The sequence below is a fragment of the Sutcliffiella horikoshii genome, from assembly GCF_002157855.1.
In the GTDB taxonomy this organism is placed as follows: Bacteria; Bacillota; Bacilli; order Bacillales; family Bacillaceae_I; genus Sutcliffiella_A; species Sutcliffiella_A horikoshii_C.
Genome location: NZ_CP020880.1, coordinates 2,733,122 through 2,748,098, shown reverse-complemented (window position 1 = coordinate 2,748,098; position 14,977 = coordinate 2,733,122). Strand labels below are relative to the sequence as shown.

Sequence of the window (14,977 nt, the reverse complement as noted above, 5' to 3'; positions counted from 1 at the left end):
ATGTTATTAAAAAAACAAACCGTTTGGTTACTAACTATGTTAAGTCTCGTTTTTGTCCTATCCGCTTACTACTTTATCGGTGATCAACAAGCCGGCGAACAACTGGCAAATGACGCCACAGAACAACCTGCAGCAACCGAAACCGCTGAAAACCACGGCGGTGAAGAAGGCGAAGCAGCTGGAACTGATGGCGAAGAAGGAACAGAAGGAACTGAAGGTGAGGAAGCAGTTGAAGGGGAAGAAGCTACAGAGGAAGACGGCAGTGCTGTCGTAAAATACATCTCTTCAGACGAGACATTAGCAGAAATGCGCTATGAACTAGAAAACCTTCGCAGTGTACACCGTGCAGAGCTAAAAGAAATGATGGCAAGCACAGATCTACCAGCTGAAGAAATCTCCAAAGCGGTTGACCAATACAACGAACTGGCACAAATCTCGGAAAAAGAACTAATCCTAGAATCCACGATCCGTTCCCACAAGGACGTAGATGATGCACTAGTTCGCGTAACAGACGGCAAAATCAGAATCACAGTCAAAACAGCAGCACACTCACCACAAATGGCAAACGACATCTACCACATGGTTCGCCAAGAATTCAAAGACGTACGTAACGAAGACATCGCATTCGACTTCCCACCAGCAACAGAAGAAGGCGAATAATATAAGTTAGTCAAAGTGCCGAAGCCCTGGGAATACAGGGGCTTCGGTTTTTTGGTTTTATAGAAAATAGACCCTTTTACTGGTGTTGCCTGAGTAGGATAAACCTGATGAAAGCAACAGACGGCGTGCTGTTCGCTCATTTTTAATACCAGTTATTTTCTGAAACTCGGAAACAGTGATTGTAGGGCCAATTAACAACTTATTATCTTTTAGTAGATGGAGATGTGCCTCCTTACAAGTATGGTGGCATTTTTGACAAAGCCAAGTCCCAAAGGCTTTCTCACAACCAATATGATGACATTTCTGGCACTGCACACCTTTTAGTATACAATCTGAAGTTACCCCATAATCTTTCTCCAAGTCTATAAAGGTGACAGGCTCGTTCTTTTTAATTATAAGCGAGCTTAGTTTACGTACATTTTTTGCGTCCCAGGTTTCTTTAGTATGTTTTTTGGTGAAGTCTGTAACTTTTGCTTCAACCCCTGAATTGCGAACTACCATGTTCTTAACGAGGTTGGGGTGCGAAATACATTTAATCTCTGCCCTTGAGTTCGCAATGACTACTAGACTTTCACAAGGACCAGGCTGAATTTTATAGTCTTTTAACCAACTTTTGAATTTAGTGAGTTGATTCTGCACTTGAATTATCGGATCTGAATAGGTGATAGTTTTATCTACTTCATTTTCGGTGAATTTTTGAATGAGTTGTTGGAAGGCCGGGTCAAACTCGAGAGTGCCTTTCATATATTTAGCATCTAATATGAGGAAAAAAGTAGGGAAGATCAGAAGTGTGTCAATTTGAAAGTGATGTTCTTTAAAAGGTAGCCTTATATCTTGCAAAACATAAAACTCTCCCTCTTCGTCGGGTAACAATTCCAAGTAGTAATTAAGCGACTCTTCTCCTTTAAAACCAGCTATGTTTTTCCCTAAATCTGAATTTATCCTCGGTAACATGTGGTGGGAGGCAGGAAGGCGCCGACTTAAGGCTTCTAATACTTTGATTTTTAAAGACATTTCACGTTCTTTCAGAATGATCATAGGCAAACAACTCCTTTAGTTAATGTTACTAGTTTTGACATGGAGGAAGGTTTTTCCTGCAAGATCTGACAAATTTTTTGAAATTCTTTTTGTTTGGGGGAAGGGGTTTAATGGAAAGGTTTTAGCAAATTAATCTTTTGGCCTTTTGATGGGAAGTTGTGTTGAATTTGAGGAAAAACTCTTAAAATCAGGCTGTTTTGGAGGTGTTTAAAATGGTTCGGACAAATTACATGTGACTTCGGACATTTTAGCACTGATTTGGATGAGGGTTCGGACAATTTGGTATGGTTGTTTGGACAAGAATTGGGGACGTTCGGTCACTTGAAAAATTGGTTCAGTCAACTTTTGCGAAGCTTCGGTCAACTTTGCGAAATCTTTGGACAACTTTTCAAAAACTTCGGTCACTTTTAGGAAAACTTCGGACAATTAGCAAAAAGAACAAATTGTTTGACGGAGGGCTGCTGAATTTTCATGGGAGATCAGTTTGAAATATGTACAAGACATAAGAAAATAGCTCGTTTTTAGCGAGTTAAAAATGGTTCGGACAAATTACATGTGACTTCGGACATTTTAGTCCTATATTATAAGGGGGTTCGGACAAATAAGCCTAATCGTTCGGACAAAAATTCACGGTGTTCGGTCACTTGAAAAATCGGTTCGGCCAACTTTCCCCAAACTTCGGTCAACTATGCAAATTCTTCGGTCAACTTTCCCCAAACTTCGGTCAAAATCCACAAAACTTCGGACACTCTGTAAAAGTCACCAATGACGCAAGCAATTTCCCCTGCACATCCGCAACAACCAATGCAAAACCTTCCTCCACTATCCCCAATCCCCAACACTCCCCCTATCCACCACACCCAAAATCCCCTATAATAATAACTAAAGCGTTTTCATCATTTCATTAACGCTACTAGCACCCTGAATTCACGCAACCACCTAAACTTAGCACTAGGTAATAATATCTATTACTATTTTTAGTTGAATTTCGGAAGCTTGTATCGTATGATGAATATGAACTATTTTGTTAAAATGTACATAGCAACATTCAGGCAGCCGCACAGCATCATCAACGCAGCAACTAATCATCAAAAGGACCGAGGAGTGAACGAAATATGTTAAAGATCCAAGAAATCAGAGAAATTATTAAGTTGATTGACCAATCCAATATAGATGAATTCACGTATGAAAATGAAGGTTCCAAAATTAAAATGAAGAAGCATGCGGCACAAACTGTTGTGAGCACGCAACAAGTAGCTGCACCAGCACCACAAGCAGTACCGCAACAACAAGCACCACCGGCACAACCGAATCAACAGCCAACAGCAGCTGCAGAAACTAAACAAGAAACAGCGGCACCTAAACAGGAAGACGCGAACTTACATAAAATCACATCTCCGATGGTTGGGACGTTCTATGCTTCTCCATCACCGGATCAAGCGGCATATGTTCAAGAAGGCGATAAAGTTGGAGAAAATTCTGTCGTTTGTATCGTAGAAGCAATGAAATTGTTCAATGAGATTGAAGCAGAAGTCAAAGGCGAAATTGTCGAGGTTCTGGTTGATAATGGCCAATTAGTAGAATATGGTCAACCTTTATTCCTTGTAAAAACAGTATAAGGAGGGGGCGACACTCATGATAAAAAAATTATTGATTGCCAATAGAGGAGAAATAGCAGTACGAATTATTCGTGCATGTAAAGAAATGGATATAGAAACTGTGGCTGTGTATTCGGAAGCGGATAAAGAATCCCTTCATGTACAGTTAGCGGATGAAGCATATTGTGTAGGACCAAAAACGTCAAAAGACAGCTACCTTAACTTTACTAACATCATCAGCGTGGCAAAACTTACGGCGTCAGATGCTATTCATCCTGGCTACGGATTCCTTGCGGAGAACTCGGATTTTGCCGAGCTTTGCAGAGAGTGTAACATTACATTTGTAGGGCCAAGTCCTGAAGCGATTAGCAAGATGGGGACGAAAGATGTGGCGCGTGAAACGATGCGTAAAGCTGGTGTGCCAATTGTTCCTGGTTCTCAAGGAATCATCGAAAACATTAATGACGGTATCTCCATCGCTAATGACATCGGTTATCCTGTTATCATTAAAGCAACGGCAGGCGGAGGCGGAAAAGGTATCCGTGTGGCAAGAAACGAAGAGGAACTGAAAAAGGGTATTTCCATTACGCAACAGGAAGCGGCAACTGCTTTCGGTAATCCTGGCGTGTATCTTGAAAAATTCATTGAAGACTTCCGTCACGTTGAAATTCAAGTAATGGCAGATGGTCATGGTAATACGATCCACCTTGGAGAGCGTGATTGTTCCATTCAGCGCCGTCTGCAGAAGCTTGTGGAAGAAACGCCTTCACCTGTTTTGGATGAAGAAATTCGTGCGCAAATGGGGGAAGCGGCAGTAAAAGCTGCTGAAGCAGTGGACTATATGGGTGCAGGTACGATAGAATTTATTTATGACTATCAGAATAGAAAATTCTACTTCATGGAAATGAACACCCGTATCCAAGTAGAGCATCCTGTTACGGAAATGGTGACAGGGGTAGATCTAATCAAGGAAATGATTCGGGTTGCTTCTGGGGAAACGTTATCTCTTAAGCAAGAAGATGTCGTTTTCAACGGCTGGTCGATTGAGTGCCGTATCAATGCAGAAAATCCAGAAAAGAACTTTATGCCTTCCCCTGGGAAGATTGAAATGTACCTTCCACCAGGTGGTCTAGGGGTTCGAGTGGATTCCGCTGTTTACCCTGGTTACAGCATACCACCATATTACGATTCCATGGTGGCAAAGCTAATCACTTATGGAGCAACACGTGAAGAAGCTGTCTCACGAATGAAACGTGCGTTAAGCGAATTTATTATTGAAGGCGTTCATACTACGATTCCTTTCCATCTGAAACTAATGGATCACGAAAAGTTCAAAGATGGGGACTTTAATACGAAATTTCTTGAGAAATATGATGTCATGAATTCTTAACTATATTTAGGAGGGTTAATTATGAGCGAAAGAAACTTATTAGAAATGGAAAACAACAATTCACTTGGCAAAGTCGAAATTGCTCCTGAAGTCATTGAAGTAATCGCCGGTATTGCTGCTTCCGAAGTGGAAGGCGTTATGTCAATGCGCGGTAACTTTGCTGCTGGTGTGGTAGAGAGACTTGGGAAAAAGAATCACGGCAAAGGTGTAAAAGTCGATCTTTCCGAAGAAGGCATTAAAGTGGATGTATTTTGTGTGATGCAGTTCGGTATTTCCATTCCGACAGTTGCACAAAAAGTACAAGACAATATCCGTCAAGCACTGTTGAATATGACAGCACTGGAAATTACAGAAGTGAATATCCATGTTGTCGGAGTACAATTTGAAGCACAAAAAAATGAAGTAGAAGTAGAACAAGAAATTTAATAAGACGTCACCTTGTAGGCACTCTCATTAGAAGGGTGTCTACAATTTTTTTGCTTAAGAAAGGTTCAAACCTAAGTTTCCCTTGTGTTCCCCCACATAATTAGGTACAATTTTAGTCGCTACTTTTAACTAGACTTTTTCAAAAAGTATAGTAGGGTATTATCTCGGTAAAGATGAAACTGACATAATTAAATAGAAGAATGACACCTTTTGAGCTCCCCCAGAGCAAAGAATGAAAACGGTTAATTCCGAACATTTAATGAAAGTAGAATCATTTTGTATGTAATTTAGCTAAAAAACGAATGAAAAACATGTGTTTTTTGATAAAAATGTGCTATTATCTTTTTATACTAGTATAGGCACGATAAGGAGATCGAACAATGAAACGTAGTGAATCAAGAAAAAAGGCGCTTCAAGCCATTTTTCAAATGGATTTAAGTGATATTGCGCCGGATGAAGCAATCACAAATGTATTAGAAGAAGGGGAAAAGCCGGATGATTTCCTAAGCAGCATCGTGTTTGGTACGAAAGAGCATCAGGAGGAAATCGATTCCACGTTGAAATCCCACTTGGAAAAATGGTCCCTTGATCGTTTAGGAACAGTGGACCGTACCATTCTTCGCATGACTGTTTTTGAAATGATGTTTGTCGAAGAGATTCCTGTAAATGTCAGCATGAATGAAGCAATTGAACTTGCTAAAACATTTGGTGATGACAAATCAAGCGGATTTATTAACGCAGTCCTTTCTAAAGTAAAAACTACCATCGAAAATAATGCGTAAGTAGTAGCATAAAAGGGGGAGCTATTCATGTCAGCAGTTATAGTATCAGGTAAAGATCTTGCAGTGGAGAAAAGAGCTTTTATTAAAGAGAAGGTTTCTGAGCTACATATGGAAAAGAGTATCCAACCATGCTTGGCGGTGATTTTAGTTGGGCAAGATCCTGCTTCACAATCCTATGTTAGAGCGAAACAGAAAGCATGCGAGGAAGCTGGAATTAAAAGTATATTGGAAGAGTATCCAAGTTCTATTACGCAAGAAGAATTGCTCAATAGAATCACTCATTTTAATGACGATGCTTCCGTGCACGGCATTTTGGTGCAGTTACCTTTGCCTGATCATATTGATGAACTGGCTGTTATTGAACATATTTCCCCTAATAAAGATGTGGACGGGTTTCATCCTGTAAACATCGGAAGAATGATGATTGATCAGAAATCATTTCTTCCTTGTACGCCTTATGGGATAGTCGAAATGATTAAATCCCTTGATGTTTCTATTTCCGGTAAGCATGTGGTGGTAATCGGAAGAAGTAATATAGTAGGAAAGCCTGTCGGGCAATTACTGCTAAAAGAGGATGCTACGGTTACCTATTGTCATTCCCGTACGAAGGATTTGGCTTCCATTACGAAACAAGCCGATATTTTGATTGCTGCAGTTGGGCGTGCAAAAATAATTGGGCCTGAATACGTGAAAGATGGCGCAATCGTGATTGATGTCGGTGTCAACCGACTTGAGACAGGAAAGTTGTGTGGAGATGTGGACTTTGAGTCGGTGAAAGAAAAAGCGAGCTTTATCACACCTGTTCCTGGAGGGGTCGGTCCGATGACAATTACAATGTTGTTGCACAATACGCTTCAATCGGCACAAAACCAAGCAAGTGAAAACAAGACGTTTTCCAGTTAATATGGTATCTTAGAAGATGGATGGGACTTAATGTTCTTCCGTCTTTTTTTCGTATGACCATGCTTCAAAAAGGAGTTAACTATTATGAGTGAACGCAGATACTTAACGGTTACTGCACTAACGAAATACATAAAAAGAAAATTTGATGTGGATCCTCATTTACAAGATGTGTGGCTGAAAGGAGAAATATCCAATTTTAAGCAACATAGCAGAGGGCATATGTACTTTACCTTGAAAGACCAAAACGCACGACTCCAGGTAGTCATGTTTGCAGGGCAAAACCGTAACCTTGCCTTCAAACCGCAAGAAGGAATGAAGGTCCTTGTTCGTGGAGAAGTTACGGTCTATGAAGCAAACGGATCTTATCAGATGTACATAAAGGAAATGCAGCCTGATGGTGTCGGCAGTCTATTTTTAGCCTATGAGGAATTAAAGAAGAAACTTTCCCAGGAAGGTTTGTTTTCACCGGAATACAAAAAAACGCTGCCAAAATACCCTCGTGCTGTAGGGGTAATCACCTCTCCAACAGGAGCTGCGGTCAGGGATATCATCACCACTTTGAAAAGAAGATATCCACTAACGAAAATAATTGTTATTCCCGCACTAGTTCAAGGGATGAATGCAGCACCATCCATTGTGAAGGCGATACAAACCGCTAACAATATGCCTGATCTTGATGTGCTTATCGCGGGCCGTGGTGGGGGATCCATTGAAGAGTTATGGGCATTCAATGAAGAAACAGTGGCTAGAGCCATTTTTGCTTCAAAGCTTCCGATCATTTCAGCTGTTGGGCATGAAACAGACTTTACGATCGCGGACTTTGTAGCGGATATGCGCGCACCGACACCTACTGCTGCGGCAGAATTGGCTGTACCGCATATCAATGAACTGATGGAGCGCCTTTCAGATCGTAAATTTCGCTTGCACAGAGCTTCCAACAAATTGATGCAGCATTACAAGGACAGGTTAACTACACTGCAGAAATCGTATGCATTCAGATTTCCTAAAAATCTTTATGCCCAAAAGCAACAGGATCTTGATCGGACCATGGAAGATCTTGAGGCGGCCATGAAAAGAATGGTGGAACGTAAGCATGTAAAATGGGAGCAACTCGCTGGATTACTTGCAAGAAACCATCCGAAAAAGCAATGGGAAGCAGAAAAACTTACACTAGACCAGCAGACAAAATTACTTACCAAGCAAATGCAGCAGACATTGCAAAAGAAACAATGGGAATTCCAACATAAATTATCCAAAATGGATGCTTTAAGTCCGCTTAAAATCATGAACAGAGGATATAGTCTTGCCTACCAAGAAGATGGCACCATTATAAAAAATGTGGATCAAGCAGAAAAAGGGGATACCATTCAGGTTCATCTTCAAGATGGTCGATTAGAATGTGAAGTACAAGATGTAAAGGAGCGAAAAGGAAATGACTGAAAAAAAGGACGTTACATTTGAAGAAGCAATGAAAGATTTGGAAAACATTGTGGAAAAGCTTGAAGAAGGAGATGTGCCATTAGAAGAAGCCATTTCTTTTTACAAAGAAGGAATGAAGTTGTCCAAGCTTTGTCATGACAAGCTTTCTCATGTTGAGGCAGAAATGGAACAGATCCTAAAAGAAAATGGCGAATTGGAGTCATTCCAAGTACAGGAGGATGAGGCTTAATTGTCACAGGTGATGGATTTACAAACTTTTATGAAGGATAGAAAGAAGTTGGTGGAGGACGCACTTTTTTCTTATATGAATGCTGTGAAAGCACCGGAAGTTTTACTTGAATCCATGAATTACTCCCTGAAGGCAGGCGGAAAAAGACTTCGACCTTTATTAGTGCTTGCTACGTTAAAGTCTTTTGGAAAATCGGAAGAATTGGGAATGCCGGTAGCTTGTGCCGTAGAGATGATACACACGTATTCCTTAGTTCACGATGATCTTCCGAGTATGGATGATGACGACTTCAGACGTGGAAAGCCAACCAATCATAAGGTGTTTGGGGAAGCGATGGCAATATTAGCTGGTGATGCCTTGCTCACGCATAGCTTTGAGGTCATGGAAGATCTATTGAATTATGACGTCAAGCCAATAAAAGTTGTCACTCTGATGAAGGAGCTTGCTAAAGCTGCAGGACCAACAGGAATGGTCGGAGGACAGGTTGCAGACATGGAGGGAGAAGGCGCACAACTCTCGCTTCAAGACCTTGAATATATACATAGAAACAAGACAGGGAAGCTTCTCGGATACAGCATTGTCGCAGGTGCGATACTAGGGGATGCAACAGAAGAGCAAATCTCGAAGTTGGAGCAATTTGCGGACCATCTCGGCCTTGCTTTCCAAATCAGGGATGACATTTTGGATATTGAAGGGGATGCCGCTAAGATCGGCAAGCCGGTAGGGTCAGATACCTTAAACGAAAAGGTGACCTATCCGTCTCTATTAACCATGAATGGCGCGAAAGAAAAGTTGGAATATCATATTAAAGAGGCAAAGCGAATTTTAGAGGAAATCCCGTTAGAGTCGGATCTTTTAGGACAACTTTGCGATTTAATTGCCAAAAGGGACCATTAATCGACAAAAGTAGCAGTCAAAATTGAGCATTTCCTCTTTTTGTGTTATAGTGTATGGTACAAATGAGTGGTCCTGCGACAATATGCAAAGCACTATTACATACTAAAGATTGTGGATAGAAATATAAAGTTTATAATAAAATGTAAGATATCTACAAAAACTTTCTTATATGGAATCCGGATAAGGTTAATTATACTGTGTTTTATAGATGGGAAGATGCATCAATTTGATTTTAGCTATCGCCGTTATCACACTCGTGTTAGCGGCTATTTTTTCAAATGTTAATAAAATAAGCGAAATTAGCAAGGAAAGAGAGTGGTCCCTTTTGGATCTTACAAAGATTAAAAATCCGCAATTTTTAAAGAAAATGTCTATAGATGAATTGGAGAGCCTTAGCGAGGATATCAGGCGTTTTCTGATTGAGCAGCTTTCCACATCAGGCGGCCATATCGGGCCAAACCTTGGGGTAGTCGAACTTACTATTGCGTTGCACAAAGTATTTGACAGCCCTAAAGACAAGTTTTTATGGGATGTTGGGCACCAGGCCTACGTTCATAAAATCTTGACAGGTAGGGCCTGTGATTTTGGTACGTTGCGTAAATATAAAGGTCTCTGTGGGTTTCCGAAAAGGAATGAGAGCGAGCATGACGCATGGGAGACTGGACATTCTTCCACCTCTCTTTCCGGAGCGATGGGTATGGCGGCCGCTAGAGACATCATGGGAACAGATGAGTATGTTATTCCAATCATCGGGGATGGAGCTTTGACTGGCGGAATGGCCTTGGAAGCCTTAAATCATATTGGACACGAAAAGAAAGACATGATTGTCATCTTGAATGATAATGAAATGTCGATTGCGCCGAATGTCGGTGCCTTGCACAGCGCGCTTGGAAGAATGCGCACGGCAGGTAAATACAATTGGGTAAAAGACGAACTGGAAGTGCTTCTTAAGAAAATACCTGCAGTTGGCGGGAAACTGGCGTCAACGGCTGAGCGCATCAAAGACAGTTTGAAGTACCTAGTTGTCAGCGGAATGTTTTTCGAAGAACTTGGTTTTACTTACTTAGGACCAATTGATGGACATAACTACAACGATCTCATTGAAAATCTTAAATATGCAAAGAAGACAGAAGGACCTGTCTTGATTCATGTGGTGACGAAAAAAGGAAAAGGCTATGAGCCGGCTGAACTGGACACGATCGGTACGTGGCATGGAACGGGCCCGTATAAAATTGAAACAGGTGACTTCCTTAAGCCTGTTGGCGGACCGCCGGCATGGAGCAGTGTAGTCAGCGAAACAGTCCGAAGACTTGCACGTGAAGACGAGCGCATTGTTGCCCTGACACCTGCAATGCCCGTAGGCTCTAAGCTTGAAGGATTTGCAAAAGAATTCCCGGATAGAATGTTTGATGTTGGAATTGCTGAGCAACATGCTGTCACGATGGCAGCCGGGCTTGCGACACAAGGGATGAAACCGTTCTTGGCCATTTATTCTACTTTCCTACAAAGAGGGTACGACCAAGTCGTGCATGATGTCTGCCGTCAGAACTTGAATGTGTTCTTTGGAATTGACCGATCCGGGTTGGTTGGAGAAGATGGCGAAACACATCAAGGTGTTTTTGACATTGCATTCTTAAGGCATCTACCGAACATGGTTCTGATGATGCCAAAAGACGAGAACGAAGGTCAACATATGGTATATACGGCAAATAAGTATGATGACGGTCCGATTGCACTTCGCTATCCGCGCGGTAATGGATTGGGTGTCAAAATGGATGAGGAATTAAAAGAAATTCCAATCGGATCATGGGAAGTTCTGAAAGAAGGAACAGACGCTGTCATCCTGACTTTCGGAACGACAATTGGAATGGCACTTGAAGCTGCTGATTATCTGAAAAAAGAAAACCTCTCGGTGAAAGTGGTGAATGCAAGATTCATCAAACCGATGGATGAGGCATTATTACATGACCTCTTCAAATCAGGCATACCTTTTGTAACGATTGAAGAAGCAGTCCTTCAAGGTGGATTCGGCAGTGCGGTTGTTGAATTTGCAAGTGATAATGGATATACGAACCGTGTGGTAAGAATGGGAATTCCGGATCGCTTCATTGAACATGGAAGTGTGAAGGAGCTGCTACAGGAAATAGATTTAACAAAAGAAAAAGTCGTGGAAAATGTTAAATTGATTGCAGCTAGAAGAAAACAAAAAAGGGCTTAAGGATATATGGCGAAAAAAGAAAGAGTAGATGTCCTTTTAGTGGAGCGTGGCCTTGTGGAAACACGCGAAAAAGCAAAGCGCTCCATTATGGCAGGACTTGTATATTCAAATGAACAACGGCTGGACAAGCCGGGTGAAAAAGTTGCATTGGATGCTCCTTTGACTGTTAAAGGCAATGTAATGCCATATGTAAGTCGAGGCGGTTTAAAACTGGAGAAAGCGCTAAAGGTCTTTGATTTAGATGTGAAGGATAAGATATTGCTTGATATTGGCGCTTCTACAGGCGGATTCACGGATTGTGCCCTGCAAAATGGTGCAAAGTTAAGCTACGCGCTTGATGTAGGATACAATCAACTTGCATGGAAACTACGTCAAGATGAACGGGTTGTCGTGATGGAGCGAACCAACTTCAGATACGTTACGCCGGTTGATTTAAATGAAGGTATGCCGGATTTCGCGAGCATTGATGTATCATTTATCTCACTGAAATTAATTTTACCTGTCTTAAAGACCCTGCTAGTATCAGGCAGCAACGTGGTGGCACTTGTTAAACCCCAATTTGAGGCAGGAAGAGAGCAAGTCGGAAAGAAAGGTATTGTCCGCGAACCGAAGATACATGAAGCGGTGATGGATAAGATCATTGGTTTTAGCTTGAAGGAAGGGTATGACGTAATGAATGCCTCTTACTCACCTATTAAGGGAGGAGAGGGAAACATTGAATTCCTCCTTCATTTGCAATGGAATGGACATACAGAAGAAAACGCAGAAAATAATCTCGATACTTCCATATCCGCTCTAGTTGCAGATGCGCACCTACAATTGAAGGTCGAAAAAGGGGAATAACTATTACGATGGTTGTTCCTTTTTTCTTTTACATATTGAAAGGTTTCCATTAACATAAAGCTAGGTTATATAGATTATTAAGGGGTGCCAACATGACAAAGGGCCAAAGACACATAAAGATTAGAGAATTGATTACAAATAGCGAAATCGAAACACAGGACGAGCTTGTCGATCGTTTGAAAAGTTTAGGGTTTAATGTGACCCAAGCAACCGTATCAAGGGATATTAAAGAGCTTCATCTTGTAAAAGTTCCGCTATTAGACGGCAGGTATAAATATAGCCTCCCAGCAGATCAACGCTTTAATCCTCTTCAAAAACTGAAACGTTCTTTAATGGATGCGTTTGTGAAAATTGATATAGCAGGTCATATGATTGTGATGAAAACAATGCCGGGTAATGCAAATGCTATCGGTGTTTTAATTGATAATCTTGATTGGTCGGAAATCCTAGGAACTATTTGTGGTGACGATACATGTTTAATCATTTGCCGCACTCCGGAGGATGCAAAAGAGTTATCCGACCGCTTTATAAATATGCTATAAAATCACGCGAGGATGTGATGATATGATCGCTGAGTTAACGATTAAAAATTTTGCTATTATAGAATCCCTATCTGTTTCTTTTGACAAAGGGTTAACGGTTTTAACCGGGGAGACTGGAGCGGGTAAATCCATTATCATTGATGCCATTCACTTGCTGGCAGGTGGACGGGGATCCCATGAGTTTGTTCGATTTGGAGAAAAAAGAGCGGAATTAGAAGGATTGTTCCTACTTGAAGAGGAGAAGCATCCTGCCTATAAAGTTTGCCAGGAGCTTGGTATTGATATTGAAGACGAAATGGTTGTCTTAAGACGAGAAATCCATGCTACAGGTAAAAGTGTTTGCCGTGTTAATGGAAAGCTTGTCACCATTGCGTTGTTAAGGGAAGTTGGTCAGACATTGGTGGACATTCATGGACAACATGAGCATCAAGAACTAATGGACCCGGATTTGCACCTTTCGCTTTTAGATCAGTTTGGCGGAGTAGCTGTACAAAAGGAACTTAAAGAATATAGAAACATTTATACTTCTTATAAGGATGTAGAAAAAAGGTTGTTAGAACTCACTGAAAATGAGCAAAAGGTTGCACATCGCCTTGATTTACTTCAGTTCCAAGCAGAAGAGATCAGCAACGCGCAATTAACCGTGAATGAAGAGGATGAGCTGCTCGACGAACGGAACAAAATCAGTAACTATGAACGACTTTATCAATCGCTCAACAACTGTTACCATGCAATGCACGGAGAGCAAAAGGGACTCGATTGGGTAGGACAAGCCATGTCTGAATCCGAGGGCCTGGAAGAAATCGATAAAAACCTTAAAGATGTTCACGAAATCATTTCTAACTCTTATTATCAATTAGAAGAACTCTCTTATCGTATCAGAGATGAAATTGATCAGCTTGAATTTGATCCAAACCGTCTTGATTTTATTGAAGGAAGATTAAATGAAATCAAGCAGCTAAAGCGAAAATACGGTACTACAGTTGCGGAAGTTTTGGAATATGCTTCGAAAATAGAAGAGGAGTTAGAGACCCTGCAAAACCGTGATTCGCACATACACCAGCTGCAGGAGTCCTTAGAGTCGCTCAAACAAGATCTTGCACTTGAAGCGAAATCTCTAACTGATGCACGTAGAAAAGCTTCCGAGAAATTGATGAAGAGCATTCATAAAGAGCTCAAAGACTTGTACTTGGAAAAAGCGATCTTTGATGTGAACATGGACGTGAAAAAAGAAAAGGCATCAGGGGACGTCGTGTTTGGTAAAAATGGCGTGGATATTGTGGAGTTTTACCTTACGACAAACCCAGGGGAACCGTTGAAGCCGATGGCAAAAGTCGCCTCTGGCGGAGAGCTTTCGAGGATTATGCTTGCTTTGAAGAGCATCTTCTCTAGACACCAAGGTATCACATCCATTATTTTTGATGAAGTCGATACAGGAGTCAGCGGCAGGGTGGCACAGGCTATCGCCGAGAAGATTTATCAGGTCTCGGTTGATTCGCAGGTCCTTTGCATCTCCCACTTACCGCAAGTCGCGGCTATGTCAGATACCCATCTATTTATCAGCAAAGAAGTATCCGGTGAGCGCACAAAAACGAAGGTGCGTGGGTTGAATCAGGACGAAAAGGTACGTGAAATCGGCAGGATGATTTCTGGCGTGGAGATTACTTCATTGACGAAGGAGCATGCTCGTGAGTTGTTGGAGATTGCGGGAAGTATTAAGCAGGGGTAAGGAATTAGATTTTTCATTTAGAGTAGGCCGTTCGCATTTAGAGGTGTGGACGGTTTTTTTGATTGTTTAGGAAATTACAAAAAATCGGATTTTGAATAATCTTAAGAGTAATTCTTGATTGTAGGGATGAAGACATCGGTGACGAGAAGTCAGGAGGAGAGATGTCCTCATCGCCGTTATGAAGACCATTCAACTGCAATAGCGGCCTTTCAAAAGCTGACCTATATTTACATAATATTCCCCATCCCTACTCCCGATATATATCCTCATTCTCCCCATATT

At 41.4% G+C, this 14,977-nt stretch carries 14 protein-coding genes; 13 read left to right on the top strand and 1 reads right to left on the bottom strand.

Annotated features, from left to right (window positions below; genetic code table 11):
* On the top strand, window positions 1-660 hold the full coding sequence (locus B4U37_RS14225; RefSeq protein ID WP_088018759.1) for a SpoIIIAH-like family protein: 660 nt from the start codon (window positions 1-3) through the stop codon (window positions 658-660).
* Between the two features lie 57 nt (window positions 661-717).
* Here B4U37_RS14225 and B4U37_RS14220 read toward each other — a convergent pair whose 3' ends face one another.
* Window positions 718-1,698 (bottom strand): nuclease-related domain-containing protein, encoded by a 981-nt coding sequence (locus B4U37_RS14220; protein ID WP_088018758.1) that lies wholly within the window; start codon window positions 1,696-1,698, stop codon window positions 718-720.
* A gap of 1,115 nt (window positions 1,699-2,813) precedes the next feature.
* Here B4U37_RS14220 and accB point away from each other — a divergent pair.
* The 12 genes from accB to recN all read left to right on the top strand — a co-directional run bounded on the left by accB (window position 2,814) and on the right by recN (window position 14,695).
* The gene (gene accB / locus B4U37_RS14215) at window positions 2,814-3,317 is read left to right on the top strand and encodes an acetyl-CoA carboxylase biotin carboxyl carrier protein (RefSeq protein WP_088018757.1); all 504 of its coding nucleotides are present in this window, start codon (window positions 2,814-2,816) and stop codon (window positions 3,315-3,317) included.
* Window positions 3,318-3,333: 16 nt separating this feature from the next.
* Window positions 3,334-4,686: an acetyl-CoA carboxylase biotin carboxylase subunit gene (gene accC / locus B4U37_RS14210; protein ID WP_088018756.1), complete on the top strand. Its 1,353-nt coding sequence runs from the start codon at window positions 3,334-3,336 to the stop codon at window positions 4,684-4,686.
* A 21-nt stretch (window positions 4,687-4,707) separates the two neighbouring features.
* Window positions 4,708-5,112: an Asp23/Gls24 family envelope stress response protein gene (locus B4U37_RS14205; RefSeq protein ID WP_010194870.1), complete on the top strand. Its 405-nt coding sequence runs from the start codon at window positions 4,708-4,710 to the stop codon at window positions 5,110-5,112.
* Window positions 5,113-5,492: 380 nt separating this feature from the next.
* Window positions 5,493-5,894: a transcription antitermination factor NusB gene (gene nusB / locus B4U37_RS14200; RefSeq protein WP_088018755.1), complete on the top strand. Its 402-nt coding sequence runs from the start codon at window positions 5,493-5,495 to the stop codon at window positions 5,892-5,894.
* Between the two features lie 27 nt (window positions 5,895-5,921).
* On the top strand, window positions 5,922-6,797 hold the full coding sequence (folD, locus tag B4U37_RS14195) for a bifunctional methylenetetrahydrofolate dehydrogenase/methenyltetrahydrofolate cyclohydrolase FolD (RefSeq protein WP_088018754.1): 876 nt from the start codon (window positions 5,922-5,924) through the stop codon (window positions 6,795-6,797).
* 84 nt (window positions 6,798-6,881) lie between these two features.
* Window positions 6,882-8,237: an exodeoxyribonuclease VII large subunit gene (gene xseA / locus B4U37_RS14190; protein WP_088018753.1), complete on the top strand. Its 1,356-nt coding sequence runs from the start codon at window positions 6,882-6,884 to the stop codon at window positions 8,235-8,237.
* A complete protein-coding gene (locus B4U37_RS14185) occupies window positions 8,230-8,466 on the top strand; it encodes an exodeoxyribonuclease VII small subunit (protein WP_088018752.1) in 237 nt (78 codons plus the stop codon). The genes xseA and B4U37_RS14185 overlap by 8 nt, the downstream gene beginning before the upstream one ends.
* 12 nt (window positions 8,467-8,478) lie before the next feature.
* The gene (locus B4U37_RS14180; RefSeq protein WP_157663881.1) at window positions 8,479-9,363 is read left to right on the top strand and encodes a polyprenyl synthetase family protein; all 885 of its coding nucleotides are present in this window, start codon (window positions 8,479-8,481) and stop codon (window positions 9,361-9,363) included.
* A 367-nt stretch (window positions 9,364-9,730) separates the two neighbouring features.
* Entirely contained in the window at window positions 9,731-11,581 is a 1,851-nt protein-coding gene (gene dxs / locus B4U37_RS14175) for a 1-deoxy-D-xylulose-5-phosphate synthase (protein ID WP_425444113.1), read from the top strand.
* Window positions 11,582-11,587: 6 nt separating this feature from the next.
* On the top strand, window positions 11,588-12,424 hold the full coding sequence (locus B4U37_RS14170) for a TlyA family RNA methyltransferase (RefSeq protein WP_088018750.1): 837 nt from the start codon (window positions 11,588-11,590) through the stop codon (window positions 12,422-12,424).
* 92 nt (window positions 12,425-12,516) lie between these two features.
* Complete coding sequence (ahrC, locus tag B4U37_RS14165; protein WP_010194884.1) at window positions 12,517-12,966, top strand: transcriptional regulator AhrC/ArgR; 450 nt, start codon at window positions 12,517-12,519, stop codon at window positions 12,964-12,966.
* Between the two features lie 22 nt (window positions 12,967-12,988).
* Window positions 12,989-14,695, top strand: coding sequence for a DNA repair protein RecN (gene recN, locus B4U37_RS14160; protein ID WP_088018749.1), 1,707 nt, complete (start codon window positions 12,989-12,991; stop codon window positions 14,693-14,695).
* The last annotated feature ends 282 nt before the right edge of the window (window positions 14,696-14,977 follow it).

Excerpts from the sequence above, each read along its gene's own strand:
- B4U37_RS14220 (WP_088018758.1), bottom strand. The coding sequence starts at position 1,698 with ATGATCATTCTGAAAGAACGTGAAATGTCTTTAAAAATCAAAGTATTA.
- ahrC (WP_010194884.1), top strand. The coding sequence starts at position 12,517 with ATGACAAAGGGCCAAAGACACATAAAGATTAGAGAATTGATTACAAAT.
- B4U37_RS14225 (WP_088018759.1), top strand. The coding sequence starts at position 1 with ATGTTATTAAAAAAACAAACCGTTTGGTTACTAACTATGTTAAGTCTC.
- accC (WP_088018756.1), top strand. The coding sequence starts at position 3,334 with ATGATAAAAAAATTATTGATTGCCAATAGAGGAGAAATAGCAGTACGA.
- B4U37_RS14180 (WP_157663881.1), top strand. The coding sequence starts at position 8,479 with ATGGATTTACAAACTTTTATGAAGGATAGAAAGAAGTTGGTGGAGGAC.
- accB (WP_088018757.1), top strand. The coding sequence starts at position 2,814 with ATGTTAAAGATCCAAGAAATCAGAGAAATTATTAAGTTGATTGACCAA.
- B4U37_RS14170 (WP_088018750.1), top strand. The coding sequence starts at position 11,588 with ATGGCGAAAAAAGAAAGAGTAGATGTCCTTTTAGTGGAGCGTGGCCTT.
- B4U37_RS14185 (WP_088018752.1), top strand. The coding sequence starts at position 8,230 with ATGACTGAAAAAAAGGACGTTACATTTGAAGAAGCAATGAAAGATTTG.
- xseA (WP_088018753.1), top strand. The coding sequence starts at position 6,882 with ATGAGTGAACGCAGATACTTAACGGTTACTGCACTAACGAAATACATA.
- folD (WP_088018754.1), top strand. The coding sequence starts at position 5,922 with ATGTCAGCAGTTATAGTATCAGGTAAAGATCTTGCAGTGGAGAAAAGA.
- nusB (WP_088018755.1), top strand. The coding sequence starts at position 5,493 with ATGAAACGTAGTGAATCAAGAAAAAAGGCGCTTCAAGCCATTTTTCAA.
- dxs (WP_425444113.1), top strand. The coding sequence starts at position 9,731 with ATGTCTATAGATGAATTGGAGAGCCTTAGCGAGGATATCAGGCGTTTT.
- B4U37_RS14205 (WP_010194870.1), top strand. The coding sequence starts at position 4,708 with ATGAGCGAAAGAAACTTATTAGAAATGGAAAACAACAATTCACTTGGC.
- recN (WP_088018749.1), top strand. The coding sequence starts at position 12,989 with ATGATCGCTGAGTTAACGATTAAAAATTTTGCTATTATAGAATCCCTA.